This window comes from Puia sp. (genome assembly GCF_035546395.1).
GTDB lineage: Bacteria > Bacteroidota > Bacteroidia > Chitinophagales > Chitinophagaceae > Puia.
The window spans coordinates 57,560-84,032 of the sequence record NZ_DASZXR010000013.1 but is presented as its reverse complement, the minus strand read 5'-3'; the positions used below and the strand labels follow the sequence as shown (position 1 = coordinate 84,032).

At 57.3% G+C, this 26,473-nt stretch carries 22 protein-coding genes; 10 read left to right on the top strand and 12 right to left on the bottom strand.

The window, feature by feature from the left end; all coding sequences use genetic code 11:
* Nucleotides 1-2: 2 nt before the first annotated feature.
* From VHE34_RS12435 to VHE34_RS12420, 4 genes are read right to left on the bottom strand one after another with little or no spacing between them, the layout of a single operon-like run.
* Nucleotides 3-1,481 carry a lipase maturation factor family protein gene (locus VHE34_RS12435; protein ID WP_325588304.1) on the bottom strand — a complete coding sequence of 493 codons (1,479 nt, stop codon included), beginning with the start codon at nt 1,479-1,481 and terminating at the stop codon, nt 3-5.
* On the bottom strand, nt 1,478-3,655 hold the full coding sequence (locus VHE34_RS12430) for a molybdopterin cofactor-binding domain-containing protein (protein ID WP_325588302.1): 2,178 nt from the start codon (nt 3,653-3,655) through the stop codon (nt 1,478-1,480). Before VHE34_RS12430 ends, VHE34_RS12435 begins: the two co-directional genes overlap by 4 nt.
* A gap of 52 nt (nt 3,656-3,707) precedes the next feature.
* Complete coding sequence (locus VHE34_RS12425; protein WP_325588300.1) at nt 3,708-4,526, bottom strand: hypothetical protein; 819 nt, start codon at nt 4,524-4,526, stop codon at nt 3,708-3,710.
* Nucleotides 4,527-4,579: 53 nt separating this feature from the next.
* Nucleotides 4,580-7,030, bottom strand: a complete 2,451-nt coding sequence (locus VHE34_RS12420; RefSeq protein ID WP_325588298.1) for a glycoside hydrolase family 9 protein — start codon at nt 7,028-7,030, stop codon at nt 4,580-4,582.
* 44 nt (nt 7,031-7,074) lie between these two features.
* On the opposite strand from VHE34_RS12420, the gene VHE34_RS12415 reads away from it, so the two are divergent.
* Both VHE34_RS12415 and VHE34_RS12410 read left to right on the top strand, forming a co-directional pair.
* Nucleotides 7,075-7,695 carry a hypothetical protein gene (locus tag VHE34_RS12415; RefSeq protein WP_325588297.1) on the top strand — a complete coding sequence of 207 codons (621 nt, stop codon included), beginning with the start codon at nt 7,075-7,077 and terminating at the stop codon, nt 7,693-7,695.
* Between the two features lie 190 nt (nt 7,696-7,885).
* Nucleotides 7,886-11,140, top strand: coding sequence for a S41 family peptidase (locus tag VHE34_RS12410; protein ID WP_325588295.1), 3,255 nt, complete (start codon nt 7,886-7,888; stop codon nt 11,138-11,140).
* A 29-nt stretch (nt 11,141-11,169) separates the two neighbouring features.
* Here VHE34_RS12410 and VHE34_RS12405 read toward each other — a convergent pair whose 3' ends face one another.
* Together VHE34_RS12405 and VHE34_RS12400 are read right to left on the bottom strand one after the other, a co-directional pair.
* Complete coding sequence (locus tag VHE34_RS12405) at nt 11,170-11,889, bottom strand: tetratricopeptide repeat protein (protein WP_325588293.1); 720 nt, start codon at nt 11,887-11,889, stop codon at nt 11,170-11,172.
* Nucleotides 11,890-11,892: 3 nt separating this feature from the next.
* Nucleotides 11,893-13,581 carry a GMC family oxidoreductase gene (locus tag VHE34_RS12400; protein ID WP_325588291.1) on the bottom strand — a complete coding sequence of 563 codons (1,689 nt, stop codon included), beginning with the start codon at nt 13,579-13,581 and terminating at the stop codon, nt 11,893-11,895.
* Between the two features lie 67 nt (nt 13,582-13,648).
* On the opposite strand from VHE34_RS12400, the gene VHE34_RS12395 reads away from it, so the two are divergent.
* Together VHE34_RS12395 and VHE34_RS12390 are read left to right on the top strand one after the other, a co-directional pair.
* Nucleotides 13,649-14,032: a helix-turn-helix transcriptional regulator gene (locus VHE34_RS12395; protein WP_325588289.1), complete on the top strand. Its 384-nt coding sequence runs from the start codon at nt 13,649-13,651 to the stop codon at nt 14,030-14,032.
* A gap of 36 nt (nt 14,033-14,068) precedes the next feature.
* Entirely contained in the window at nt 14,069-14,455 is a 387-nt protein-coding gene (locus tag VHE34_RS12390) for a VOC family protein (protein ID WP_325588287.1), read from the top strand.
* Here the strand turns inward: VHE34_RS12390 and VHE34_RS12385 are convergent.
* Both VHE34_RS12385 and VHE34_RS12380 read right to left on the bottom strand, forming a co-directional pair.
* On the bottom strand, nt 14,448-15,020 hold the full coding sequence (locus tag VHE34_RS12385; protein ID WP_325588285.1) for a hypothetical protein: 573 nt from the start codon (nt 15,018-15,020) through the stop codon (nt 14,448-14,450). The two genes, VHE34_RS12390 and VHE34_RS12385, sit on opposite strands and share 8 nt — an antisense overlap.
* An 81-nt stretch (nt 15,021-15,101) precedes the next feature.
* A complete protein-coding gene (locus VHE34_RS12380; RefSeq protein ID WP_325588283.1) occupies nt 15,102-16,142 on the bottom strand; it encodes a polysaccharide deacetylase family protein in 1,041 nt (346 codons plus the stop codon).
* A 201-nt stretch (nt 16,143-16,343) separates the two neighbouring features.
* Between VHE34_RS12380 and VHE34_RS12375 the strand changes: the two genes are divergently transcribed.
* Complete coding sequence (locus VHE34_RS12375; RefSeq protein WP_325588281.1) at nt 16,344-17,096, top strand: carbon-nitrogen hydrolase family protein; 753 nt, start codon at nt 16,344-16,346, stop codon at nt 17,094-17,096.
* Nucleotides 17,097-17,246: 150 nt separating this feature from the next.
* The gene (locus VHE34_RS12370; RefSeq protein WP_325588279.1) at nt 17,247-18,197 is read left to right on the top strand and encodes a hypothetical protein; all 951 of its coding nucleotides are present in this window, start codon (nt 17,247-17,249) and stop codon (nt 18,195-18,197) included.
* Between the two features lie 112 nt (nt 18,198-18,309).
* Here the strand turns inward: VHE34_RS12370 and mddA are convergent, their stop codons facing one another.
* Nucleotides 18,310-19,047 (bottom strand): methanethiol S-methyltransferase, encoded by a 738-nt coding sequence (mddA, locus tag VHE34_RS12365; RefSeq protein WP_325588277.1) that lies wholly within the window; start codon nt 19,045-19,047, stop codon nt 18,310-18,312.
* A gap of 86 nt (nt 19,048-19,133) precedes the next feature.
* Between mddA and VHE34_RS12360 the strand changes: the two genes are divergently transcribed.
* Nucleotides 19,134-19,589, top strand: coding sequence for a GNAT family N-acetyltransferase (locus tag VHE34_RS12360; protein ID WP_325588275.1), 456 nt, complete (start codon nt 19,134-19,136; stop codon nt 19,587-19,589).
* A gap of 74 nt (nt 19,590-19,663) precedes the next feature.
* Here the strand turns inward: VHE34_RS12360 and VHE34_RS12355 are convergent, their stop codons facing one another.
* The 3 genes from VHE34_RS12355 to VHE34_RS12345 form a co-directional block, all read right to left on the bottom strand.
* Complete coding sequence (locus VHE34_RS12355; RefSeq protein ID WP_325588273.1) at nt 19,664-20,023, bottom strand: superinfection immunity protein; 360 nt, start codon at nt 20,021-20,023, stop codon at nt 19,664-19,666.
* A 59-nt stretch (nt 20,024-20,082) separates the two neighbouring features.
* Nucleotides 20,083-21,501: a T9SS type A sorting domain-containing protein gene (locus VHE34_RS12350; RefSeq protein WP_325588271.1), complete on the bottom strand. Its 1,419-nt coding sequence runs from the start codon at nt 21,499-21,501 to the stop codon at nt 20,083-20,085.
* 151 nt (nt 21,502-21,652) lie between these two features.
* Nucleotides 21,653-22,141 (bottom strand): hypothetical protein, encoded by a 489-nt coding sequence (locus VHE34_RS12345; RefSeq protein WP_325588269.1) that lies wholly within the window; start codon nt 22,139-22,141, stop codon nt 21,653-21,655.
* Nucleotides 22,142-22,260: 119 nt separating this feature from the next.
* Here VHE34_RS12345 and VHE34_RS12340 point away from each other — a divergent pair, with 119 nt between their 5' ends.
* The 3 genes from VHE34_RS12340 to VHE34_RS12330 are packed head-to-tail and all read left to right on the top strand — an operon-like array spanning nt 22,261 to nt 26,465.
* On the top strand, nt 22,261-22,632 hold the full coding sequence (locus VHE34_RS12340) for a BlaI/MecI/CopY family transcriptional regulator (RefSeq protein WP_325588267.1): 372 nt from the start codon (nt 22,261-22,263) through the stop codon (nt 22,630-22,632).
* On the top strand, nt 22,629-24,110 hold the full coding sequence (locus VHE34_RS12335; protein ID WP_325588265.1) for an N-acetylmuramoyl-L-alanine amidase: 1,482 nt from the start codon (nt 22,629-22,631) through the stop codon (nt 24,108-24,110). The genes VHE34_RS12340 and VHE34_RS12335 overlap by 4 nt, the downstream gene beginning before the upstream one ends.
* Before the next feature lie 9 nt (nt 24,111-24,119).
* Nucleotides 24,120-26,465: an FtsX-like permease family protein gene (locus VHE34_RS12330; RefSeq protein ID WP_325588263.1), complete on the top strand. Its 2,346-nt coding sequence runs from the start codon at nt 24,120-24,122 to the stop codon at nt 26,463-26,465.
* Nucleotides 26,466-26,473: the final 8 nt, after the last annotated feature.

Below are 26,473 nucleotides of genomic sequence, written 5' to 3'. Positions count from 1 at the left end.
TTTCAGTATGGGGACAATCGGGGATCGTCGGCGGCCATGGCGGGGAGCCATGGGGCGCCGAGTCGTGTTCTGTTCCACCAGCGGTGCTGGGGATTACCGGGTCGTGCGAAGGAGTAGCGGTAGAGGATCGCGCGGATGTAGAGGGGGGGCTTGGTGGGGAAGGGGTTGCCGGCGAAGAGGCTGAGGGCGCCGGGGTCGTTATGGAGGAGCTGCTTGATGAGCGTGAGCGTCCAGGGGTACTCGTCCGGGGTGGACATGGAGGCGAACCACATTTGCCAGTCGAGGCGGGGCTGGTAGGGGGCGACCTGGGGAGGGCGTTTGTCGAGGGCTACGGGCAGGGCTTTGTAGTCATATTCGATCCAATGGGCGCTGTCGGTGGGGATGCTGTCGGCGGTGCCTTCGAATACGATGTTGAGGCGTTGTTTACCGACGGAACCGAAGGCGCCGTAAGTGTTGACGAGGTTAAGGGGATCGAAGGAGGTATTCATGATCTGTTCGGGTGAGAGCATATTGAGGATGGGTTGGATGCTGAGGAGGCCGATGATGGCGGTGATCACCCAGGCGGTTACGGTCATGGGTCTCGAGGGTTCCGCGGTTGATTGGGCTGTTGTGGCTTTTTGGACGAGGCTTTTTGGGAGGATGTTTGCCCAGAAGCCGTCGTCGAAGCAGGCGAGGGCGGGGACGATGGTGAGCCAGTTGAGAAAGGAGAGATTGCCGCTGAGGATGAGGACGATTTGAAGGAGGATCATGATGACGCCGGCGATGTGGCGGGCGATGCGGGGCCCAAAGGCGAAGAACGGTGCGATGCCTTCGGCGAGCCAGTTGAAGTAGACGCCGCCTTTTAGTATCCCGTGGGGAAGGAAGTGAAACCAGCGGCTCAGAGGGCCGGGGATCGGTTGCGTCTCGAAGTGATAATAAAGGGCCGTGGCGTTTCGCCATACTACATCACCACGAAGTTTTATCAAACCGGCGCCGAGCATGATCCGGCAAATGAGCCATTGAAAGAGGACGATGATGGGCGTGGGTGGAGGTTGTTTTGGGAAGGGGCGGATGTTTAGCAGCGGGCAGAGGAAGATGGCGAGGAAGCCGGTTTCGAGAAGCTGGATCTCCCAGCCGTAGCCGTACCATTCCTGGCCGATGTTGACGAAGGACATGTATAGTGCCCAAAGGGTGGTCATGATGATCGCGTTGGCGTAGCCTGCGGTGACGAGAAGGGACAGCAGGAAGCCGAGCCAGGCGGCGGAGAGGAGGGTGGTGTCGGAATGACTGAACCAGAAGATCGAGGGAAGGCGAAGGAACCCGGTGGTGGAACCGATGGAATTGCTGATGCGGTGAATAAAGGTGTCGGCGGGGAGGAGGCCATGGGAGCCGATGAGGGGGAGGACCTGGTTGATGGCTGCGAGAAATGCGATGGCGTAGACGGCTCCGAGGAGGCGGAGTATGAGGAAACGGGTGAGCCAAAAGGTTGGGCGGGGGCTCATGCCGGCCGGGGTGTTTGTATTTTCCCTACCGGGAGCATGCGGATGCGTTGGCCGCAGGCTTTGTGGATCGCGTTGACGATGGCGGCGGCGGCGGGTCCCTGGGCGGCTTCACCGGCGCCGAAGGGTGGTTGGTCGGGACGGTCGATGACGGTGACGGCGACTTCGGGGGCCTGGTTGATGTGCATGACGGGATAGGTGGACCAGGCGCGGCTGGTGATCTTGTCTTTATTGAATAGGACCTGTTCGTAGAGGGTCCAGCTGGCGGATTGGATCATGCCGCCTTCGATCTGGTTCTTTATTCCGTCGAGGTTAATGACTTCGCCGGCGTCGATGACGGCCCACATTTTCTTTATTGTCGGAGCGCCGGTGGACTTGTTGATGGATGACTGGGCGGCGACGGCGCAGTAGGCGCCGGAATTTTTGTAACGGGAGAAGGCGATGCCGATGTCCTGTTGGTTGGGGGGAATTTGTTTTTGCAGTTGAAGGAGGACTTCCTTTGCGCGGGGATCGTCGAGGTTTTGGAGGCGGAATTCGATGGGGTCGATGTGGACTTGTCCGGCGAGCTCGTCCATGAAGGATTCGATGGCGTAGATGTTGGCATAGGCGCCGAGGCTACGCAGGGAGGAGGCGCGCAGGGGACCGGTGAAGAAGTGGGCTTCGACGAGGCGGTTGGGGATGGCGTAATAGGGTTCTGCGTTGCGGTAGGCGCCGCCGCTGTACCCCGATGGTTTTTGGGCGATGGGGTTTTCGATATAGTGTGCCGGCAGCAGATTGGCGGGGTTGCCGCCAGGGCGGGTGCCGTGGGTATCCGAGCGCAGGGCATAATTCCAATGGGTGATCTTGCCGGACGGAAGTACGATGGCTTCGAGGTCCATGAGCATAGCACTGCCATAGGGTTCCCAGCCGTGTTCGTCCTCCCTTGACCATTGGACCCTGATGTGCCTGCCGGGATTGGCGACGGCCAGCAGGGCGGCTTCGGCGGCTGCGTCGTCGGCGCCGTTGTGGCCATAGCAGCCGGAGCCGGGAGTGCCTTTTACGTGGATGTCATCGGGGGAAAGGTGTAATAATGCGGCGATGGTCTCGCGCAGTGGGTAGACGCCCTGGCTGTGGCTCCAGATGTCGAGTTTGCCATTTTCGTAATGTGCGACGGCACAGGAGGGGCCGATGGCGCCGTGCATGATATAGGGTTTGAAGTAGGTGGCTTTTAGGGTTGCGTTGTGTTTTAAAGGCGTGGTATCTCCTTTTTCGGTTACCCGTTCGGTTTGTACCGGGAGGGTTCGCAGGTAGGCGGGGAGATGGGCGGGTTGGATGTCGGGAAGGGGCTCGGGCGATGACCATTTGACGGCGTTCTGTACGACGTCGTGGGCTTTTATGACGGAGTACTCGGTGGGTGCGAGAACGGCGAGGAAGCTGCCGTTGACGGTGAGGGTGATGTCCGGAAGTTTGCTCTTTACTGACTGTTGATCGAAGGCATTTATTTGCGCGCCATAAACAGGTGGATGAATGACTCGGGCGTGGAGCATGTTTGGGAATTCGAGATCGTGGACGTAGACCGGCTGACCGGTGACGATGCGTTTTACGTCGTCGCGGGGAACAGCTTTGCCGATGTATTGATATTTTTCCTTCTGCTTTAGGGTAACGGGCATACGGACCTCGTCGGTGATCTGTCGGTTGTCGAGGATCTCCGCGAGGGTGGCGTTGCGGTGACCGGTCTTGTCCGTGATGACGCCTTTGGCGAATTCGAGACGGTCGGCGGGCGTGTTCCATTTTTGGGCGGCGAGCTGGATCAGTTTTTGGCGGGCGGCGGCTGCGGCGTAGCGGACGGCGATGGCGCTGGCTTCGATGGAGTTGCTGCCGGCGGTGTATCCTTCGTCGGGAGTGCGGCCTGTTTCTGCGAGGAGGACCTCTACCTGGCTCATGTCGAGATCGAGTTCTTCGGCGGCCATCTGGGCGACGGCGGTGCGGATGCCCTGGCCGAGCTCGATCTTGCCGGTGAGGACGCGGACGTGGCCGTCGGCGAGGATCTCGAGCCAGGCATTGATTCGGGGATTTTCCCGGAGGTCGCCAGGGAGCGTCTGGGTTGGCGAGGGCCAGATGGTGGCTTCGCCTGTCAGGCAGAATCCGATAGTGAGGGTGCCGACGGTGCGGATGAAATCTCTTCTGGTTTGTTGCATAGAATGGGTTTGAAAAGATTCGTCGCGGGGAAGGGGAGAATGTTACTCTAAGTTACGCTATTTCGATGAGCAACAGGAGTGCGGCGCGATAGGCGATCCAGGTGATGGTCAGGGTTCGGTTGAAGGACAGAAGTTTTGTGCGGCGGAGGTGTTCGAGGAGCATGAGCGCAACGACGAGGACGAAATATGCCGCGGGGATGAGGGGGCTAAGGTGGATCAGGGTTGTGGCGGCGAGCATGGGTAGGAGGAGGAGGGCGCCGGCGAGGGAGATGGTCATCATGTTGCCGAGATAGTCCCATTTTTTGGATGGGGCGATGGTGGTGACGATGGCGCCCTGGAAGAGGATTTGGCCGCCGCAAATGGCGTATTCGCGCCAGGGGTTGCCGGTTGGCACCCAGCCGGTGAGGAGTTTTGTATATGCGGTGAGGACGCCGCCGGCGATCATGGCGGAGAACAGGAGCCAGGCGAGGCGGTAGGGGAGTTTGAACGTGGGCTGGATTCCGGGGGTGGCGGTTTTGGGGGCCGGGATAATGACTTTGCGGTTATAGGAGATGAGTGCGTAGAGCTTGCGCATCGCCCAGTGGAAGGCTTTGTTGGCGAAGAGGGGTTTGAAGATCGGAAAGGAGCTGCCAATGATGGCGAAGAGGCTGTCGATGCCATAGCGGACTTCGCCGGTGGTTTTATCGATTAGGGCGATCTCGTCGACGGAGCGCTGGCGATGGACGAGTGGGCAGGCGAATTCGGGCATGTCCTGGTAGGGGGCGCGGCCGTTGGGGTCGAGCATGCCGGTGGTGGTGAAGGCGCGGGTGTAGAGGCTGCACATCGGGCATTCGGCGTCGTAGAGGATGAGGTGGTTTTTGAGCGTTTTCATGCTGTGTCGTTTTGTGGTACGAAGGTAGGGATTCGTTATTGAACTTTCAATATTTATTGAAAATTAAATAACATCGGAATGGACACGCATTGATAACCATTAGATTGCAGCCAGGTGAGGAGCTGGTCGAGGTGGTTATAGAGCTTGTCCTTGCGGCGGGGGTCGGTGCCGGCGTGGATGAGGATGATGGCGCCGTTGAGGCCGGCGGGGCGGGTGGTGCGGTATTGTTCGAGACTTTGGAGGATCTTGTCACCTGGGAGATAGCTGTTGCCCATTTCGGGGTAGGTATAATCGGCGTTTGTGCGGATGCCGGGGGTAAAGTTGATCAGTTGCCAGCCGGCGGCGCGGGTCCAGGCGGCGATGGTGTCGTTCCACCATTCGTAGGGGGGAATAAAATAATGGGGGCCGGTGGTGTCGATGCCGAGGGCCTTGATGGCGGCGAGGTTGTGTTGGAGATCGGTGTAGAAGCTGTCCGCGGTGATCAGGGTGCTGTCGCGACGGGTCCAGTCGGCGTATAGCAGGTGTTGGTTGGAGTGGGGGCCGAGATAGTGGTGTTGGCGGTGTAATTCTTTTATTGCGGGCTGGAAGGCGGGGTTGCTATAGAAGCGGCCGGTGAAGAAGAAGGAACCAGAAACCTTGTGTTTGTTCAGTGCCTTTGTGATTGTTGCCAGGCCGTCGCCGAATTCGTCGCCGGTGAAGACGAGGGCCACTGTTTTGCGGGTGGAGTCGCCCCGGAGGATGGCGCCGTGTGAAACAGTGAAATGTTCTGCCTGGTCTTGCTGGGCGGCGAGGAGATAGACGAGGGAGGCCGTTCCGTCCATGGTGGGTTCGTTGGTGCTGTAGTCGCCGTAGTCGTCGTGGTAGACGGCGAGATTGCTCTGGAATTCTTTATATGGATCATCGTGGGTGAGGCGGATACCGATGAGATGATCGTAGATGGATGTGTATACCGGTCCATCTACGAGGCCTCCATCTATGGGGTAGTTCTTCAGGTGAGTGAAGGCGGAGTGGGGGTCGGAGGGGTAATCGCCGTCCGCCGGAAGTCCATAGACCATGCTGGTGCCCCAGGGGTTGCAGCCGAAGATCCAATCTACGGCTGCCTGCTCGAGGGGCTGATATTTCTTATCGCCGGTTAGGCGGCGGTACCAGTAGCATTGGATGGCGAAGCTGACGGTGAGGTTGTTGCTGCACCAGATAAAGGGGATGTGGTGATAGAAGGCGTTTGTCTTTGCCTTTTGCCAGACGCGGTCGATGCCTTCGCGGTACCAGGCGATGAGGGAATCGCGGCGGGTTCCCGTGAGCTGCCTGGCGAGTTCATAGTGACCCAAATTGATAAAAGGATACCATTGATAGTGTTTGGCGGTGTCGTTGCCGAGCCAGGGGGTGATCTTTTCCTGTTGAGCGTATTGCCAGGCTTTGTCGGGCTGGGCCAGGGCGGCGGTTGCGAGCTCCATGTCGTCGGTCCAGTTGTCTTCCGCGTATATGTAGGGTGAGAGGACGGAGGCGGTTTGGCAGACGCCGGGTTTATCGAGGCCGAGCTGCAGGGCTGTGGTGGCGTGTTGGTTGAGGGACCTGGCGTAGGTGCTATCGATCGGGGCCAGCAAACGGCTGCCGAGGGCGAAGGCGGCGGCGAATTTGCCGGCCGTGGAGGCGACGCCGGTGGATTGATTCATGAATTTGCCCCTCACCTGGGGGAGGCCGGTGCAGAAATAGACCGGGCGTTCGAGGCCCCGGCCGTAGTAGTTGGTGTCTTCTTTTGGGATGCGCATGCCGCGATGGTCGCGGTCGTCCCCCAGCTGGTTGAAGATCCAGTCCGGGCGGGGGTGCATTTTCAGCAGCCAGTCCAGGCCCCATTTCGCTTCGTCGAGAACGTCGGGGATGCGGTTGGCGCCGTTGAGGCCGTTGGCTTGTTTGCTGTCCCCGAAGGCGCCGGGGAAGTCGCGCCAGGCGGCCAGGAGGTGATAGACGGCGTTGGCGGTAGTGGTGGAATATTGCAGATAGTCACTCGCATCATGCCAGCCACCCACCACATCAATATGCGTGCTATCGCGAACGGGGGCATAAAGGGTATAACCGTCATGGGTATGACAGGAATCCTTCAGGAAAGGGTTGAACCCGCTGCGTTGCTGGCGCAGGTAGCGGAGGCAGAAATCCGCGGCGCCATCATAGACTTCGCGGTGAATTTTGAAGCTGGGGGAAACAGTGGCGCCAACCTTTACATAATAATGCCCGGGCCTTTTGAAGACGGAGAAGTCCAGGCGGCGGGTGTCGGCGAAGGGGCCATAGCTGCCGAAGGATCTGCCGGTGGGAGCGCTAAATACGGTATGGTGAGTGGTTGCGTCGATGAGTTCGAACGTTGCTTCGTGGAGGGGGGCTTTGGCGGCGAGGACGGCTGTTTTCCCGCCGTCGGGGGCATAACCGAGTTGATTGATGCGGATCCAGGTTTGGCTATACGAGCAGGTAAGGGTCAGAGCAAGGAAGAATGTTAAGATGGGCTTAATCATGGGTCAGTTACGTGTTTTTTCCGATTTTTACGAAAAGCTAACATATGAAAAGAATGCCATTCCTTCTTTGTTTAATTGTTGTGGGTCTGACTGCTTTCGGCCAGAAGACGGGATATACGGTCGTGAACCGACGAATTACGGATGACGGAAAGGGGAATATTTACCTGAATGCTGCGGAGAGGGCGGGGATGGCCTGGATCAAGGGACTGGCCTTTACGGAGGGGACGATCGAATTCGATATCAAGGGAAAGAATGTGCAGCAACAGAGCTTTGTGGGGTTTGCTTTTCATGGGGTGAACGATAGCACTTACGAGGCGGTCTATTTCCGGCCTTTCAATTTCCGGTCGCCCGATGCAGTGAGAAAGGGGCATGCGGTGCAATATATTGCCAATCCGAATTTTGACTGGCCGGTGTTGCGGGAGAAATATCCCAACAAATACGAGCAGCCGGTGGATCCGGTGCCCGATCCCAACGATTGGTTCCATGCGAAGATCGCCGTGACCGCGGAGAAGATCGAGGTTTTTGTCAACGGCAATTCGAAGCCGAGCCTGGTGGTGAAGCCGCTGGTGCGTAGTGGCGGGAAATTGACCGGGTTCTGGGTTGGGAATGGGTCTGACGGGGACTGGAGGAATCTGCGGGTCAATGGCGTGGCGGTGATCAAATAATAGCGGGATCGTGAGCGGTCCAGAAGAGGAGGGGATGTTGGCGGGAATATTCTTTTATAGCGGCATAGGTTTGTGCCGCTTTTTATAGCCGGCCAGATTGGCAGCAAAGCTTCCTTTTTATGGGTGGGAAAAGGGTGGACATGGGATCATTATTTGACGTAACTTATAGAAATTTATTCAACTAATCTTTATGAGAAGCAAACCCCTGTTTATCCTGCTGTGTGTGCTGCTGGGCGCTCCGCTGCTGAGCCTGGCGATGGATACCAAAGACACGCGTATGCTTTCCCAGCCGGCGGTCAGTGCCGACCATATCGCCTTTATCTATGCCCAGGACCTTTGGGTGGCCAATGTGGACGGGTCGCAGCCGCGGCGGCTGACGGTGAGTGAGGGGATCGAATCGAGCCCCGTGTTCTCACCGGATGGAAAGTGGATCGCCTTCAGTGCGCAGTATGACGGAAATGTGGATGTGTTCGTGATCCCGGTGGAGGGTGGGGTTCCGAAGCGATTGACCTGGCATCCTTCCGCGGATATCGTGCGGGGATTTACGCGGGATGGTAAGGCGGTGCTTTTTGCTTCACAGCGGGCGGTGTTTACGGCGCGGTACCAGAAGCTATATACTGTTCCGGTCGCGGGCGGGCCGGAGACTGAGCTGCCTATTCCGAATGCCTTTTATGCAACCTATTCGCCTGACGGCAACCGGATGGCGTATACGCCGTTGGGGGATGCTTCGCGGGAATGGAAACATTACCGGGGTGGAATGAGCAGCCGGATCCTGCTATTCAATTTCAAGGATCATTCGGTGGAGGAGATTCCCAGGCCGAGCGGCGGGTGCAATGATCTTTCACCGGTGTGGATCGGGAATACCGTTTATTTCCGAAGTGACCGGGACGGAGAGTATAACGTCTATGCGTATGATCTCGGCGGCAGGCAGGTGCGGGCGTTGACGAAATTCGGCGATTTTCCCGTGCTGGAGCTTGGGGGCAGTGAGAGCCGGCTGGTGTTCGAGCAGGCGGGGTATTTGCATACGATCGATCTTGGCGGCGGCTCTGCTGCTGCGGAGAAAAGGCTGGTTATCGGCATCGCTGCAGACTTGTTGGAGTTACGGACCCGGTATGCCAGTGGGTTCCGGTATATCCGCAGCGGAGATATCTCGCCGTCGGGTGCGAGACTGGTTGTCGACTTTCGCGGGGATATCGTGACGCTGCCGGCTGAGAAGGGCGACTACCGCAACCTGACGCATTCGACGGGTTTTCATGAGACGGCGCCTGCGTGGTCACCGGATGGGAGATGGATCGCCTATTTTTCGGATGGTTCGGGTGAAAATGCGCTTTGTATCCAGGCGGCGGATGGGAAGGGGCAGGTGCGGACTTTGCCGCTGAAGGGTGCGGGTTTTTATGCGAATACGCGGTGGAGTCCTGATAGTAAAAAACTCTCGTTTACGGATAATTCGCGGAGTCTTTACATTCTCGATGTGGCGAGCGGGGAGGTGCGGAAAGTGGATAGCGATGAGCTGTATGGTCCGGGTGAATTCCGAGATCTGAGCGGGGACTGGTCGCCCGATTCGCGTTGGCTGGCGTATACGAAAATAACGGAGACGCAGTACCGGCGGATCTACCTGTATTCGATCGCGGAAGGGAAGTCCTATGCGGTAACCGATGGGTTGAGTGATGTGGATGAGCCGAAGTTTGATCCGAAGGGGAAATTCCTTTATTTCTTTGCTTCTACGGATGCGGGGCCGGTGATCAATTGGTTTGATCAATCGAACGAGGACATGAGAGCCACCAGTAATATTTATCTTGTGACTTTGCAGAAGGAGACCATTTCACCTTTTGCGAAGGAGAATGATGAGGAGAAGGCGGCCGATACGGCGGCGGCCAAGGCAGGGGCTGCGGCTGCTCCGGGTGGTAAGACGGAGGAGGTGCGGATCGATTGGGAGGGGATCCAAAACCGGATCATTGACCTGCCGATCAAGGCTGCCGATATGGAACAGCTAAGTGTGGGGAAGAATGATGTGCTTTATTATGTTGTGAAGAATCCTGATGGGGGTGGATCGTTGCACAAGTATGATCTGAAGAAGCGTAGCGACCAGGAGCTGTTGGATATCTCGGGTTATAAATTGTCTGCGAATGGGAAGAAGATGCTGATCGTTAAGGGCGAGACCCTTTGGGTCGTCGATGCGGGGGAGAAACCCGCGCCGGGGAAGAGTCCGGTTACCGTCGATATCCAGGTGGCGGTGGACCCTGTCAAAGAATGGGCGGAGATGTATGATGAGGCGTGGCGGATCAACCGCGATTATTTCTATGATCCGGGCATGCATGGGGTCGATTGGGCGGCGGTGAAGAAGAAGTATGCCGCGTTTTTGCCTGATCTGTCGTGCCGGGATGATCTGAATACGGTGATCATGTGGATGGGCAGTGAGTTGGGGATCGGGCATCACCGGATCACGAATGGGGGAGATCATCCCTTTGTGGCCCGGTCGATCAGCGGCGGACTGCTGGGCGCCGACTACGAGATTGCCGGCGGGCGCTGGCGGATCAAAAAAATCTACGGCGGGCTGAATTGGAATCCGAGTCTTCGGTCCCCGCTGACCGAACCGGGGGTGAATGCCCGGGTGGGGGATTATATCCTTGCGGTGAACGGGCAGGAGGTGAAGGCGGCGGATAATTTTTATTCCTTCTTCGAGAATACGGCGGGTAAGATCGTGGAGCTGACGATCGGGCCCAATGCTGAAGGGAGTGGGTCGAGGGTGGTGAGGGTGGTGCCGGTGGCCAATGAGTATGCGTTGCGGAACCGGGATTGGGTGGAAGGGAACCTGAAGAAGGTGGAGGCGGCGACGGATGGGAAGGTGGCGTATGTGTATGTGCCGAATACGGCCGGTGCGGGTCATGAGTATTTCAAGCGGTATTTTTTCCCGCAGGCGGGGAGGCAGGCGATAATCGTGGATGAGCGGTTCAATGGGGGTGGGGCCTTGGCGGATTATTATATCGGGTTGCTGACGAGGCCTTACCAGGCGCATTGGCATACGCGTTATGGGCGGGATTTCAAGTCTCCTTTTGCGACCATCGAAGGGCCGCGCGTGATGATCACGGATGAGACGGCGGGATCGGGCGGGGATATGCTGCCGTGGATGTTCCATAAGTTCGGGTTGGGGACTATTGTCGGCAAGCGTACCTGGGGTGGTCTTGTGGGTATTCTTGGGTTTCCGCCGTTCCTTGACGGTGGCGGGGTGACGGCGCCGAATGTGGGGATCTGGACGAAGGATGGGTTTGTGGTGGAGAATGTTGGTGTGGCGCCGGATATCGAGGTGGAGCAGACGCCGGCGGATGTGATTGCGGGGCGGGATCCGCAGTTGGAGAAGGCGATACAGGTGGCGATGCAGCAGCTGAAGGAGCATCCGGTGGTGACGCCGGTGCGACCGGCTTTTCCCGTCCTCAGCCGACCGTAGGCGGGCTGGGGCGGGGAACGGCCTGTTTTTTAATGACAGTAATCCGCTTTGTCCTGCGCTGCTTTTTTATAACCGGCCCCGATGGCCCTGTCAAAGTCCTTGCAGGCGGCTTCTTGCTTGCCAATATGTACTTCCGACAGGCCACGAACACGATAGGCGACGCCCAGGTATTGCGCATCGTTGAACCCGATGCATGTATCGAGGGTGCCGATCGCCGCCGTATAGTCCAGCATGGCGTATTGCGATGTCCCTTTGATCAAATAGGCTCCTGGATGCTTGGGGTCGAGGGAGATCACTTTGGCTTCATCGGCGATAGCTCCCTGATAGTCCTTTAGCAGCATCCTGATATTGCCTCTCCCCAGGTAGCCAGGAAAATAGTCCGGTTTTAGTTGGACCGCCTTGTCGAAGTCCTGAAACGCCCCCCGGTAATCTTTTTTGTCCTGGAATATCTGACCTCGCACGACATAAGCCTGGGCCAAAGCAGGATTGAGGACAATCGCCCTTGAAAAATCGGCTTCGGCGGTGGAGTCACCTATTTTGTATTTGGCGAGGCCTCTGTTAAAAATAGCCGCCTGATCATCCCGCTTCAATGCGACAGCTTTGTTGAATAACGCGATAGCATCGGCATATTGGCCGGCATTGTATTTTGCCAGACCTTGTTGGACGTATTCTTCTGCGGTTTGGGCGGATGCGGCGAAAACGAAAAAGAGAAAGGATGACAGCAGGAAGGGGCTTTTCAGGGAGGTCAAGTGTTAGAGGTTTTGTTTTTTCAGTTCTTCAACGGCGTGGTTGGCGGCGCGGGCCGTCAGGGCCATGAAGGTGAGGGATGGGTTTTGGTTGCCGGTGGAGGTCATGCAGGCGCCGTCGGTGACGAAGACGTTCTTGCAGTGGTGGAGTTGGTTCCATTCGTTCAGCAGGGAGGTCTTTGGGTCTTTGCCCATGCGGACGCCGCCCACTTCATGGATATCCAGGCCGGGGTTCTGGTGGTTGTTGAAGCCGTTGATGTTTTTGCAGCCTGCGGCTTCGAGCATTTCGGAGCCCTGGGTGACGAAATCGGCGGCCATTTTGTCGTCGTTGTCGTCGTAGGCGACGGAGGTGATTAGCTGGGGGACGCCCCATTCGTCTTTTTGGTCGGGGCTGAGCCGGACATGGTTCTCGAACTTCGGGATGGTCTCGCCCTGCATCCCCATATATACATACCAGGGGCCGGGTTCGGTGATGGAGTCTTTGAATTCGCGGCCGATTCCGGGTTTGTAATCGCCCTGCTGCCAGCCTGCGCGGCCGGCGCCGAAATAGCTCATATAGCCCCGCTGGAAGCCCAGGTTCTCGTGCTTGTGCAGGTTGCGGAAGGAAGGTATGAAGACTTCGGTGGGCCGGCGGCCGTAGTAATAGCTGTCAGGGAATCCCTCGAATTCGGCGCTTACATTTCCCCGGTAGTTGTGAAAGGCGATATAGTGTCCCAGGAGACCGTTGTCGTTGCCGAGGCCGTTGGGGAAGCGGGTTGATGTCGAATTGAGGAGGATGAGATTGGTGTTGAGGCAGGCGGCGTTGACGAAGATGATGCGTGCCTGGTATTCGGTGACGGCCTTTGTCCGGGCATCAATCACGCGGACGCCGGTGGCTTTTCCTTTCTTTTCGTCATAGAGGATCGAGTGGACGACGCTGAAGGGTTGCAGGGTGAGCTTGCCGGTGCGTTGCGCCCAGGGGATGGTGGTGGAATTGGAGTTGAAATACCCGCCGAAGGGGCAGCCGCGTTCGCAGAGGGAGCGGGCCTGGCATTGGCCGCGGCCTTGTTCGAGGTGAATGGGCTGGGGTTTTGTGAGGTGGGCGCAGCGGCCGATGATCACGGGGCGATCGGGGTATTTCTGCATGATCTTCCCGCTGATGTGTTTTTCGACGCAGTTCATTTCCCAGGGCGGAAGGAATTCCCCATCGGGGAGTTGTGGGAGGTTGTCCTTGTTGCCGCTGATGCCGGCGAATTTTTCGACGTGGCTGTACCAGGGTGCGAGATCGTGATAGCCGATGGGCCAGGGGACGGCGAATCCGTCGCGGGCGGGGCCTTCGAATTCGAAGGGGCTCCAGCGTTGGGTCTGGCGGGCCCAGAGGAGGGATTTGCCGCCGACCTGGTAGCCGCGGATCCAATCGAAGGGTTTTTCCTGTATATAGGGATGGGCCTTGTCTTTTACGAAGAAGTGCTGGGTGGCTTCGCCATAGGCGTAGCAGCGATTGACGACCGGGTTTTCGGCGTGGTCTTTTTCGGGCATGTCGCCGCGGTGCGGGAAGTCCCAGGGATTCTTTGTGGCGGTGGGGTAGTCTTTGAGGTGTTCGACGGGCCGGCCGCGTTCGAGGAGGAGGGTGGTGAGGCCGTGTTCGCAGAGTTCTTTTGCGGCCCAGCCTCCGCTGATGCCGGAGCCGATGACGATGGCGTCGTATTGATTCATGTCGCAGAGAGTTGTGGGTGGAAGTTAAGTAAAAATTGGGTAGATTGGGGGTGTCATTTGTTTCGATATGACCTTTTATCAACAGGAACTATTGCGGATGCAGCGGGACTGCCTGCCTTGTTTGTCGGTGATCGAGCGTTGCCGGGAGGCGAGGCGGCTGATGGATGAGCGATGTTGTTATGGCGTGGAGCTGGATGCCATTGCGGGCGGGGTGTTTGTGTCGAAGTTCCATTTTATCCGGCAGTTCAGCCGGGTCTATGGGTTGACGCCGCACCGGTATCTGACGGAGCGGCGGATGGCTTTGGCCAAGGAGCTGCTTGCTTCGGGGATGGGGGTCGGCGCGGTGTGTTCGCGGGTTGGATTTTCGAGCGTGCCTTCTTTTACTTCGGTTTTCAAGCGATATATAGGTTGTACGCCCGGGGCGTACGGGCGGATGCGCAATTTTGGATAAGCGCTTGGGGATATATTTGCTTCAAAAGCATTTTCTATGAAAGTAAGATTGGCGAGCGTCATGGTGAAGGACCAGGAGAAGGCCCTTCAATTTTATACCCGTGTGCTGGGTTTTGTCAAGAAACGGGATATCCCGATGGGGGAGCACCGATGGTTGACGGTGGTTTCCCCGGAGGAGCCGGATGGGGCGGAGGTGGTGTTGGAGCCGATGGGATTTCCGCCGGCGGTGGTGTTCCAGGAGGCGTTGTATGCCGCGGGTATTCCGTGGACGGCTTATTTGACGGCCGATGTGGATGCGGAGTATGAGCGGCTTCGTGCGGCGGGGGTAGTTTTCAGTATGCCACCGACTGCCATGGGGCCGACGAAGCTAGCCGTGTTGGATGATACGTGTGGGAATAATATCCAGATCTTCCAGGTTATTTGATCTGCCAGGCAACCTGCGTGGAACGGCTTTTCCCGATCGTAGGGTCCAAGTCTGCGGCGAAACGGGTGATCGGCTCGTCGAAGAATGCCCAGTCGGCAGGTTGCATCCTATAGTTGCCGGCGTGTGGGGCGGATGGAGGGTTTTGTGCGGCGAGGAGGTGTTTGAGTTGCAGTTCCAGGAGACTGGCCGGGTCTTTGCCTGTGAGGCGGGTCAATTGGCGATAGATCTTTTCCCGCTGGCCGGGTTGGCCGCCGCAGATGGTGGCGAAGGATACCGTTGTAAGACGGGACTTGTACCTGCGGATAAAGGTTTGCATGGGACCGGCGATGCGGCCGGCCCAGATGGGTGCAACCAGGATGAACCGATCGTGGTCCTGGAAGGGGATGTCGGGTAGGGTGATCGGGGTATTGAGACCGAGTACGGTTGTGAGCAAAAGGGAGAAGGTGCTGCGTTGCTTTTTGTTGTCAACTATCACTTTGATGGGACAGTTGAGCCTTTGCTGCAGTTGCATGGCCAGGTTCTCGTTGTTGGAGGTCCGCGAGAAATAAATGATCAGGGGTTTCATCTTTTTGAGACGAAGGTGAGACTGGGTAGGGAATTGTTGTATGACGGCGGTCAATAGAGGGCAAGACGTTGGTCATGCCGGCTATTTGGCGGCCTGGCGGCGTTGCATCAGTTCGCGCCAGGTGGTGAGGATGATGTGCTGGTCCTGGAGCGCTTTTTTGAAGGCCGGGTCCATCATGGCGAGCATGTCGCCGCGGCGGAGGGGGCCACTGTCGCTGATGTGGGTGAAGTGTTCGCCGGCGTCGGAGCAGTGCATGATCATCATGGTGACGCCGGGCTCGAGGGTCTTGAGGGCGTCGATATACAGGGAGGTGCGCCAGCGGGCGAGTTTTTTGTCGTTATGGGCGACGCTGTCGGGCACTTTCCAATCATAGCTGAAATTGTGGAGGTCGTCGAGGACGGGCAGGCCGGCGGCCCAGAGGGTCTTCCCGAGGGTGCGGAAGTTGTCCAGGGCAGCATCGGGGAGACCGGTTTGTTTTTGGATGAGTTTGTCGTGGCCGCCGGGCAGCATGACGGGGATATGGTTGGTGATTCCGGCGCGCATATAGCGGATGAGGAAGGCGGTGGAGTTGTAAACGGTGCCCATGTGGGTATCGAGGTGGGTGGGTTCGAAGCCCATGGCGCGGGCGCGTTCCAATTGAGCGGCGATCTCGGTTTCGACCTCGTCGGCGTTGGAGTGCGACACGACGGCGGCGACGGTAGGCCAGAGGCAGCCACTGCTGTCGACGAGGCCGGGGACGGACTTGCGGCCAGCCAGCGGGCCCCAGCGGTATTCGGTCCATTCGGAGGTGAGGGTGAGGTGGAGGCCGGCGTCCGTATTGGGATGTTTGTGCAGCCAGCTGACGAAGCCCGGGACCCAGGGGCAGGGCATCATGACGCTGACGGAGGTGGCGACGCCTTTTGTGAGGGCGTTGATGGCGCCTTCGTTCGATTCGAGACTCATACCGGCGTCGTCGACGTGGAGGATGAGGATGCGGGCGTCTTTTGGCCAGCCGAGGCGTTGGGCGTAGGTGGAGTCGCTTTGGGCGGGTGGCTGGGGGGTGGATGCGTTTGGTTGAGCGGCAGACCTTACCCGGATGAGGGTGAGCAGGAGGATGGCGGTGGCGATGGTTTTGGGCGTCATGGGGGAGTCTGTTATTTGATATAGTTGTCGATGATCCTGACGATGGATTCAGCCTGTTTGCATGGTTTAAATATAGGAAGAATTCAAATGCCGGCTTGCCTGATCATTTGGTTTGTCGAGAGGGCGCCGGGAAGGTTTGTCAGGAAGCGGGGGTGTTGTGAGAAGAAAGATATTCCTACCTTCAGGGAGAAAATGGAAAATATGAGAATAGGTGTCGTACAAACGAGGCCGGTGAAGGGGGATATCGCGGCGAACCTGGCCGTTCATCAGCGGTGGGCGAGCATGGCGGTGGAGCGTGGAGTGGATCTGCTGGTGTTTCCCGAATTGTCGATCACGGGTTATGAACCGACGCTGGCGGAACAACTGGCGACGACTGCGGAGGATGAGCGGTTTGCCGGGCTTCAGCGGATGAGCGACCGGTATGGGATTTTTCTCGGTGTGGGGGTGCCGATGCGCGTCGAGAATGGGGTGCAGATCGGGATGGTCATTTTCCGGCCGGACGAGACCCGGCTGGTGTATGCGAAGCAATATCTGCATGCGGACGAGACCCCTTATTTTGTACCGGGGAAGGAGCAGTTGTTTCTTTCGCTGGACGATCATAAGATCGCGCCGGCCATTTGTTATGAACTGTCGGTTCCCGAGCATTCGGTGAATGCGTACAGCAACCGGGCGGATATCTACCTGGCGAGTGTGGCGAAGACGGCGGCGGGGATGGAAAAGGCCATCGAGACTTTGTCGGGGATTGCGTGTACGTATTCGATGACGGTTTTGCTGGCCAATTCGATCGGGATTTGTGGCGATGGGATGTGTGCGGGGGGATCGGCGGTGATCAGCGACAAGGGGGAGGTGATTGCCGAGCTTTTTGACGATGAGGAGGCGATGCTGATCTATGATACGGGGACGGGGGAGACGATGGTGCGGAGTGCGGATGCGGGGGAGCAGGCGGAGGCCTGATGGGGTGCGTGTTGATGGGTGGTGGATTGCGGCGGGGCATTGACCGAGGCCGGGTTTTTGGCACTTGAACCGGGTTTGAACGGGTTTGAACCGGGGATGGACGGGGTTTCCCCGGGGGTGGGTCTACCTTACTGGTTAAATACCAGTACTATGACCAAAATTTCTTCCTTTGCGCTATTTGCGCTCTTCGTCTGTTATTTTTTCCTGACTTGTTTTTCCGTTCGCGCCCAGAAAAGCATTTGGAATACTCCGGCGGCATACCTGGGGCAGAAGCCTCCGGGGGATAAGCCGGAGGCGTTCGCCCTGGACCTCGTCATGAAAAACGATACGTTTTCGATGGACCGGGTCGCCTTTTCGGATGACGGGACGGAATTCTATTACCCTTCCAACAATACCTGGTTCAGCAGCACTGCGGCGGCGGTGCGGTGTTTCAAATACCGAAACGGGAAATGGGAGGGGCCATTTACGGTGTTCCGCCAGTATTATGCGCCTACTTTTTCGATGGATGGAAAGACGCTGTACCTGCTGGGCGGGGCCGAGCGGCGGGCGGATACGGCCCATTCCTATGTTTTCCAGTCGCACCGGACGGCGGACGGTGGATGGACGAAGCCGAGTGTATATTTGAAGACGAGGTTTGGGAGCTATGATTTTATGCCGACCCTCAGCGGCACCTGTTACCTGGCCAGCAACGTGCATCCGGGCAAGCGGCGGGATTTTAGCGATTATGATGTGTCGACGATGCGGGTATCGGGGGGTGATACGGTGGTGAAGAGTCTTGGGGAGCCTTTGAATACGCCTGGGTTCGACGGGGATTTCTATGTGGCAAGGGATGAATCCTATATTATCATATCCAATAAGGAAACGAAGGACTTTGAATGTGAGCTGGCGATCAGTTTTCGGCGATCCGATGGGAGTTGGACGGCGCCGGCGAGCTTAGGGCCGGCCATCAACGACCGGGTGGCGCACCGGTGGGGGGAGTATGTGTCTCCGGATGGGAAGTATCTTTTTTATTCGACGGGGACGAGTCCGAAGGATTGTCATATTGTTTGGGTACGGTGGGATAGGTTGCTGGAAAAATTGCGGCGGGAGAATTTGCGGTAGCTGGGTGATGTGGAAGGTGGTGATCCGTTGGCGCCAATTTGGAGAGTGATGGTGAGATGATATTGGGGTTATGACTGTCCTGTGCTGTTCTGGGGTGCGTAGCAACGGCCTTTTACCGGTTCGACCTGGGGATCGGGATAATCTTTGGGGTGGTGCGTTTGTATCTTTCGTAGCGGTCGCCGAATTGGTTGGAAAGATCGCGTTCTTCGTGCCAGATGCCGATAAAAATATAGACGGTCATGGCGATAGAAAAGAGGAGATGGCCGACGGTCATCACCGGGCTGGCCCAGAAGGCGATGAGCAATCCGAGGTAGAGGGGATGGCGGACCAATTTATAAAAAAATGGGGTGCGAAAGCGGAGGTCGGTGGAGCGGTTATTGGTAAGATACTGATAGGCCTGCAGCAGTCCGAAGAGATGGAAGTGATTGATCAGGAATGTGCTCAGCAGGGCGATCCCCCATCCGAGGAAGGAGATGGCCGTCAGGGTTGCTCCGGCGGGGCCACTGAGGGACCAGATGGTATTGGGCAGCGGCTGCCAGAAGAGGAAGAGGATGATGAGCATCGTGCTGGCGAACAGGACATAGGTGCTGCGTTCGATGGGTTCGGGGACGAAGCGGGTCCATTTTTCTTTGAAGCCTTGTCGCGCCATGACGCTGTGCTGGAGGCCGAAGAGGGCTATGAGGAACAGGTTGATCAGGACGCTGAAGCTGGCGGGCATGGACTCTGCCGATGAGTGGTCGATGGTGTTTGGGACGACGAGATTGGCGACAAAGGCGATGAGATATAGGAAAGTGATGAAGAAGATGCCGTAGCAGATAAGGGAGTAGAGAAGATAGAGTGCTTTTTTCATGAGTGCGAATATAGTGGCGGGTGGGGTCGCGGCAAATTCGAAACTAATGAGCGGCGGGTTTGATCTAATTTGCGGATATTCGGGGTATGGAAATCTATAAGGACGGATATACTATTTCGACGGACCTTGCGAAGCAGGACCTGGTGGCGGTGCATCATTTTCTTTCGACGCAGGCTTATTGGTGTTTGAACATCCCCTTCGAGCGGGTGAGGAAGGCGGCGGAAAATTCGCTGAATTTCGGCTTGTTCGACGGCGAGGGGAAGCAGATCGGGTATGCGCGGATCATCTCGGACCGCAGTACGATCGCTTACCTGGGGGATGTGTATGTGTTGCCGGAGTGGCGGGGGCGGGGATTGTCGAAATGGTTGATCGGGACGATCATGCAGCATCCGGAGCTGCAGGGATTGCGGCGGTGGATCCTTCTGACGGGGGATGCGCACGGGTTGTACCGGCAGTTTGGGTGGAAGGATGTGGCGCATCCGGAGCGGTGGATGGAGGTGACCCCCGTTGGGCCGGCGTATCCGGGGCCTATCGGGGCGTGAGGTGTTGCGGATAGCTGGGCTCTGTTGCGGCGTGATGCCATGCTGGGGAGTCGGGTACTATCGCGGCGCGCGGGTTATTTCGGGCGACGGAGGGTTGGAGCGGTCTGGTGGGTTGGTTGGGACGGCCCGTTAGGATACTGCGGCGGGTTATAGCCGGGAGGCGACTGGTAGGGCTGACCGCCATTGGCGTAATTATTATTTACGATAACGGTTGTGTTGGTGTTGCGGCTGGCGATGGCCCAGACGAGGGAGACGACCCACCCAATAAAGGTCCAACCGAGGAAGAGGTTCAGCAGGAAGATGCCGCCGGCGTTGTTGCTCCTGCGGATGAAGGCGATGATGGTCGGCAGGAAATAAGGAATGAAGAGTATGGCTGCGATACCCCAAGTGAAAACGAAGGGGAAAAAGAAGAATAAGAAGATCGGTGCGTGCATACGACGTGGTGTTAGTTTGAGCAAAAGGCGTTCCCCTTAAATATACATTATTTGGGCCATTATTCCTTGAAGACTTTCAACAGTTGTGTTCTTCCATTGTCTTTTACGGAGATGAGATAGACACCGGTCGGGTACTGGCCGAGCGGGAGGGCTGCGCCCATCACAAAATTCTCCAATACCTGCAGCGGTTTCCCGTCGAGGGTCATTACCGTCACTGCGACGAAGGGGCTGACGATCCCGGTGAGGTAGTAGTCACCCCTGGTGGGATTGGGATAGCCCATGAGGCGGCCGGTGGCGGCGATGGAAAGTTGGACAACGGGCGACCAGGTGGAGTGGTTGTCCCGGTCGACGATGCGGAGGCGGTAATAGTTCGCGCCTGGGATGGGAGCGGGGTGAACGAAGGTGTATATTTTTTCCGTGTTGCTGAAGCCTGCGGCTGGGATGGTTCCAATGCTTTGCCAGGTTTCAGCGTCGGGGCTGTATTGAATATCGAAGAACCTCGTGTTGCTTTCAGTACCGGTGATGAATTGAAGCAGGGCGCCGCCTGACTGCGGCATGGCTGTGAAGCTGCGCAGGGTAATGGGCAGGACCAGGGTCGGGACCGCGCTGGAGACGCCGATGAGCATCTGGTCACCGGAGTGTGAACTGCCGGTGGCCCAGTTGGAGGCCCCGCCATCCCCTTTTATATAGACTTTGAAACTCAATGACGAGATGTTGGTGCCTATTACGAGAATGGAACCGGTGGCGGCCCCTGAGCCGGTAAGTGAACTGGGATGAGCGGCGGTGTTGACGATGTTATTGCCCGTGACGTTCATCTCCGCGTCGCCGGACAGCCTGGAGAGCGTGATAGCGGGAGTCTGGAGATCGAATTCAGAGGTGAATCCGAGGGAGCCGGCGGTGGCGCCGATGCCGACGAGGTGGATCACGGGATCGGTGACCGGCACGCCGAAGGTAATATTCATATCGCCCATATAGTATCTACCGCTGGTGGAGAGACCGGCGTTGTAGAGGGGCATGGAGGAGATCATGAATTCGATGGCGTAGTTATTGGGGCAGGAGATCCCTGTGCCGGCGGTGACGAGTTCCGTCGAGGTGAAGTCCGCGTCGACGGGCGAACCGAGCGAGCTCATCTGCGCATAAAAAGACGCATTGAGTGCTTTTGGGCCGCCGTTGTTAATGGCAGCGCCAAAGACCATGGGCAGCCTGGTGGACATCTGTGTGGTCGGCAGGGTATATTGCTGATTGGTGAATGAGAAAGTCGTTGTGATCGTCGGCGATGAGTAGGCGACGAACGTGTTACCGGTAGGGTTGTTTGTATTCTCCCTGAAGGTCACTACCTGGGGGGTGACGGTAGCGCCACCGCCAACGGGGCCGCCGCCGCTGGCGAATTCCAGTGAGGTCTGTGCTTTTCCTGCGACTGCGCTTACCATAGCTACAATGAGCAGGTAAAGCCCTTTAGCAGTATAAAGAGTTTTCACGGGTTTAGGATTTAGGGGTTCCTTGAACTTTATTGACCAATTTGGATGCCGGGTGGGGATCTGGTGGTAATGAGCTAGAAATGGATAAGTGTATTATTGTATGTTTCCCAGCGTGGGATGAATTTGTCCCAGGAATGGAAAGAGTTACGGTTCATGCGACGTTGGAGGCGGCGGTGTATCGGAAGAGATTCGAGAGGAACAGTTTTGTTTTGGCGGCTTCTTTGTTGAAGTTGACAATGATGAGTGTATGGGCGGTAATGAGCATGCCGAGCGGGAAGAGGGAAAAGAGCAGGGCATGGGCGAAGACGGCGCCGATGAAGACGGAGGCGATGACGAAGGTCCAGAAAGTCATGAAGAGGAGGGGCAGGATATGGGGGTGGATGCGGATGGCGATATTGGTTCCGGTGGGGGTATTGATGAAGTGGCCGTTGGTGATGGGCTGCCAGGAGTTGTGCCAGTGGAGGACGCGGCGGATGACGAAACCGTCCTGGTCGAGGCTGCCGATATAGGGGCGGGTGGCGTTACGGACTAAAAAGGGAAGGTTCTGGCGGGCTTCGAGGTTGCCTTCCAGGCGTTGGCGGACCTCCGCGGCGGGGAGGTCGGTCGATAAGGTGTACTTCTCAAAAAGAAAATATTTCATTTTAGAGGGGCGATAGATGCGCTCACGCCAGCTTTTAAACGGGGAATTAAGAATTCTAGTATAAAAATTTGGATGACTAAGATTTTAGTTATTCTTTTGTATGACTAAAAACTTAGTTGATGAAACCATTAACGAAGGCGGAGGAGCAGGTGATGCTTGTCCTTTGGCGGATCGGGAGGGGATTTTTAAAGGATATCGTGGAGGAGACTCCGGAGCCGAAGCCGCATCCGAATACGGTTGCCACGCTGTTGAAGATCCTTGTGGAAAAGGGGTATGTGGAGTACACGGTACAGGGGCGGAACAACTGTTACGAACCGACGCTCAGCAAGGCGGAGTATGGGCGGAAGAGCGCCCAGCAGCTGGTCAAGGGATATTTCGAGGGGAGTGCGGCCAAGCTGGTATCGCAGTTTGTGAGCGATAAGAAACTGAGCTTGCAGGAACTGGAGGAGTTGTTGCAACAGATCCGGAACGCTAAAAATCCGAAGCCATGATCGAGATGATCTTAAGGTCGGCCGCCATTTCAGGTGTGCTGTTTGTTTACTATTGGCTCTTCCTGCGGAACAGGGTATTCCACCGGTGGAATCGCGGGTTTTTGTTGGGGACGGTATTGCTGGCCCTGGTGATGCCGTTGGTGCCTTTGCCGGGTTTCTTTGCGTGGGCGGGTGAGGCGCCGGGTTGGCCGGGAGTGTTGCATGCGGTGGCGCCGGGGAACTGGGGGGACGATGCGGGGATGCGGGCCGGGTTTGTTGTGCCGGCAGCGGGAATTGATTGGAGCGCGTGTTTTGCCCGGGCCTATTGGGTGGTAGCGGGCTTGTTGGGATTCGTGTTCCTGCGGGAGCTTGGGTATGTCTTTCGACTCTATAAGCGGTATCCCTGCGAGCGGCGGGGGGATGTGCTTTTCCTGCTGACACAGGAGCCGGGGACGCCGTTCTCTTTTTTGAAGACGATATTCTGGCACGCGGATATCGATGTGGAGAGTGATACCGGGCGGCAGATGCTGCGGCATGAGCTGGTGCATGTACGGCAGCGGCATTCTCTTGACCTATTATTGTTGCGGCCGTTGATGATCGTGTTTTGGGTCAATCCCTTCCTTTATTTTATCTACCGGGAGCTGCGGACGCTGCATGAGTTCGAGGCGGACCGGTGTGTGGTGGATGGCGGCGATGGATTGGCGTATGCGGAGTTGTTGGTGCGGCAGACGCTGGAGAGCCGGCAGACAGGATTGTTTCATTCCTTTTTTTCATCATCGATAAAACGTCGTATATCCATGATCACTCAATTCTCTTTTAGTAAATCCGGCCGGCTGAGCCGGTGGATGGTTGCGCCGCTTGCGGTTTTGTTATTGTGTGCTTTCTCCGGCAGGGTCCACCGGGAGAGGGTGAAGCCGATCACGGTCGTCATCGATGCCGGCCATGGTGGCTGGGACGATGGCGCCGTTGCATCGAACGGATTGAAGGAGAAGAATATCAATTTGTCCATCGCCCGGAAGGTGAAGCAGCTGGCTTCTGAGTATGGCGTCGATGTCGTGCTGACGCGGGACAAGGATGAATTGTCCGGCGGGTCGAAGGATAAGCGGGCGTCCTTGCATTACCGGGCGGATCTTTCGGCGGCAAGGAAGGCGGACCTTTTTATTTCGTTGCATACCGATGCGGGGAGTGGGCCGGAGACGGATGGGTTTCATATCTATGTGTCGAAAGAGAATCGTTATTTCCAGCAGAGCGAGCGGCTGGGCAGCGCGTTGGTCGAAGCCTTGAAGCCGAGCTACAAGGTGGGGAATGAGCTGCGGGAGACGCAGGAGCATGTATGGGTTTTGCGGGCGGCTACGGTGCCCGCGGTGACGATACTTTGCGGGAATATCGACAATGAACGGGATCGCGCCTTTATCAGTGCTATTACCAATCAAGAAAAGATTGCCCGGGATATTCTTCAAGGGGTGATCAGTTACAGCGGACCGGCGGCTCACCAATAATCAACTGTTATGTTGCGGAATTACTTGCTAATCGCATGGAGGCACCTGCGAAAGGGGCCGCTTTTTTCGTCGGTCAATATTGCCGGGCTGGCGATGGGAATGGCGATCGCCTTGTTAATCGGGCTTTGGGTGTGGGAGCAGGTGAGCTTTGACCATTGGCATCCTAAGCATCGGCGATTGGGCGAGGTACTTTCGATCGGCCGGTTTAATGGGACGGTGGATGTCGGTCTTTACGCCAGCGTGCCGATGGCCGCGGCGCTTCGTGTGCAGTACCCGGATGATCTTGCGGAAGTGTCGTTGATGGCTGGGGTTGGCGAGACCTTCCGGGTGTCCGACAAGACGCTCGGTGGATGGGGCGCCTGGGTGCAGGCAGGGTTCCCCGGGATGTTCAGCCTGTCGATGATCAGGGGCAATGCGGGTGCGTTGAAGGACCCGGGCGCCATTCTGCTGAACGCCTCGATGGCCCGGGGATTGTTTGGATCGGCGGATGTGGTAGGCAGATCGCTGGTGATGGGGGATTCGACGGTGTTGCAGGTGGGCGGTGTGTATGAGGACCTGCCGGAGAACAGCTCGATGGCGATGTATAGCTTTTTGCTGAGTTGGACCAATGCCGGTTGTCCGGGCCGGGAGAGTGAGGATGATTGGACGAATCATCATTTCCAACTGTTTGTCGAATTGAAGGAAGGACGGGATCTTGAGGCGATGTCGGCGAGGATCAAAGACCTAAGTAAGGCGCATATGAAGGGCCTGGAGGAGCTTGCCCTGCATCCAATGGACAAATGGCATTTGTATGACCGGGCAGAGAATGGGAAGATGGTGGCGGGGCGTTTGCAGTCGGTGCGGATCTTTGGGTTTATCGGTGGCCTGGTCTTGTTGCTTGCCTGTATCAATTTTATGAACCTTTCGACGGCGCGCAGCGAGAAACGGGCATTGGAGACGGGGATCCGGAAGGTATTGGGATCGAGCCGTGGTCAGCTGATCGCGCAGTTCCTCGGCGAGTCGATGCTGACGGCCTTTCTCGCGTTACTATTGGCGATGGGTTTGATGGCGTTGAGCCTGCCCTGGTTCAACGCGATGGCGGGCCGGCCGGTAAGGGTGCCCTGGGGAAACGGATGGTGGTGGCTGATCGTGGTTGGGTTTACGGGTGTTACGGGCATCCTTGCCGGGAGTTATCCAGCATTTTACCTGTCTGCTTTTCAGCCTGGGAAGATGGTTTCGAAGCGGAGGGCCGGGCTGGCGAGGAAAGCATTGGTGGTGGTGCAATTTACGATCTCGATGAGCCTTACCATCGGGACGATCGTGGTGTTCCGGCAGCTGCAATTTGCAAAGGACCGGCCGGTGGGTTATAGCCGGGCGGGATTGATCACTTTGCCGGTGAACAGACCGGAGCTGATCGGTCATGCCGATGCGTTGCGGCAGGAGCTGCTATTGACGGGCGCTGTTGTTGACCTGGCCGTGTCTTCGAGTCCTACGACGAATGTGAATAATTCCATGTTCGGCTATGATTGGGAAGGGCGCGATCCGAGGACAGTGCCGGTGATAGGGACCTTGTTTGTGGGGTATGAGTTTGGCCGGACGGTCGGGTGGACGATGCTGGAAGGGAGGGATTTTATACCGGGGAATCCGGCGGACAGCGGGGCGTTTATTTTGAACGAGTCGGCAGTGCGGTTCACCGGGTTGAAGGACCCGGTTGGGAAGGTGATCCGCTGGCACGGGGTGGATCATCCCATTGTGGGTGTGGTGAAGGACCTTGTGATGGAGTCTCCGTATCAGCCGGTCAGCCCGGTGTTGTTTACCCTTGCTTCGAATGTTCGCCAGCGTTACCTGGTAGTACGGATCGCGGCAGCTTTGCCGGTGCAAGAGGCGTTGGCGAGAATCGGGAAGGTGGTTCATCGGTGGGACCCTGTCGATGACTTTTACTATTGGTGGGTTGATGAGGCATACGGCGCGAAGTTTTTGGCGGAGGAGCAGGTGGGAAGGCTCGCGGGAGTGTTTGGATCGCTGGCCGTGGTGATCTCCTGCCTTGGGCTTTTTGGGTTGGCGGCGTTTGTGGCGGAACAGCGGAGGAAGGAGATTGGGATCAGGAAGGTGTTAGGAGCGAGTGTGGTGCAGTTGTGGGGGCTGTTGTCACGGGAGTTTGTGGTGTTGGTTGGGATTGCGTTTTGTGTCGCGGCGCCGGTGGCGTGGGTAGTGTTGCACCGGTGGTTGCAGGCCTATACATACCGTGTGGGGTTGTCGGTGTGGGTGTTTGTGGGCGCGGGTTTCCTTGGAGTTTTTGTTGCGTTGCTGGCAGTGAGTGGGCAGGCGCTTCGCGCCGCCAGGATGAATCCCACGGCAGCTTTGCGAAGAGATTAAGCCGCTCC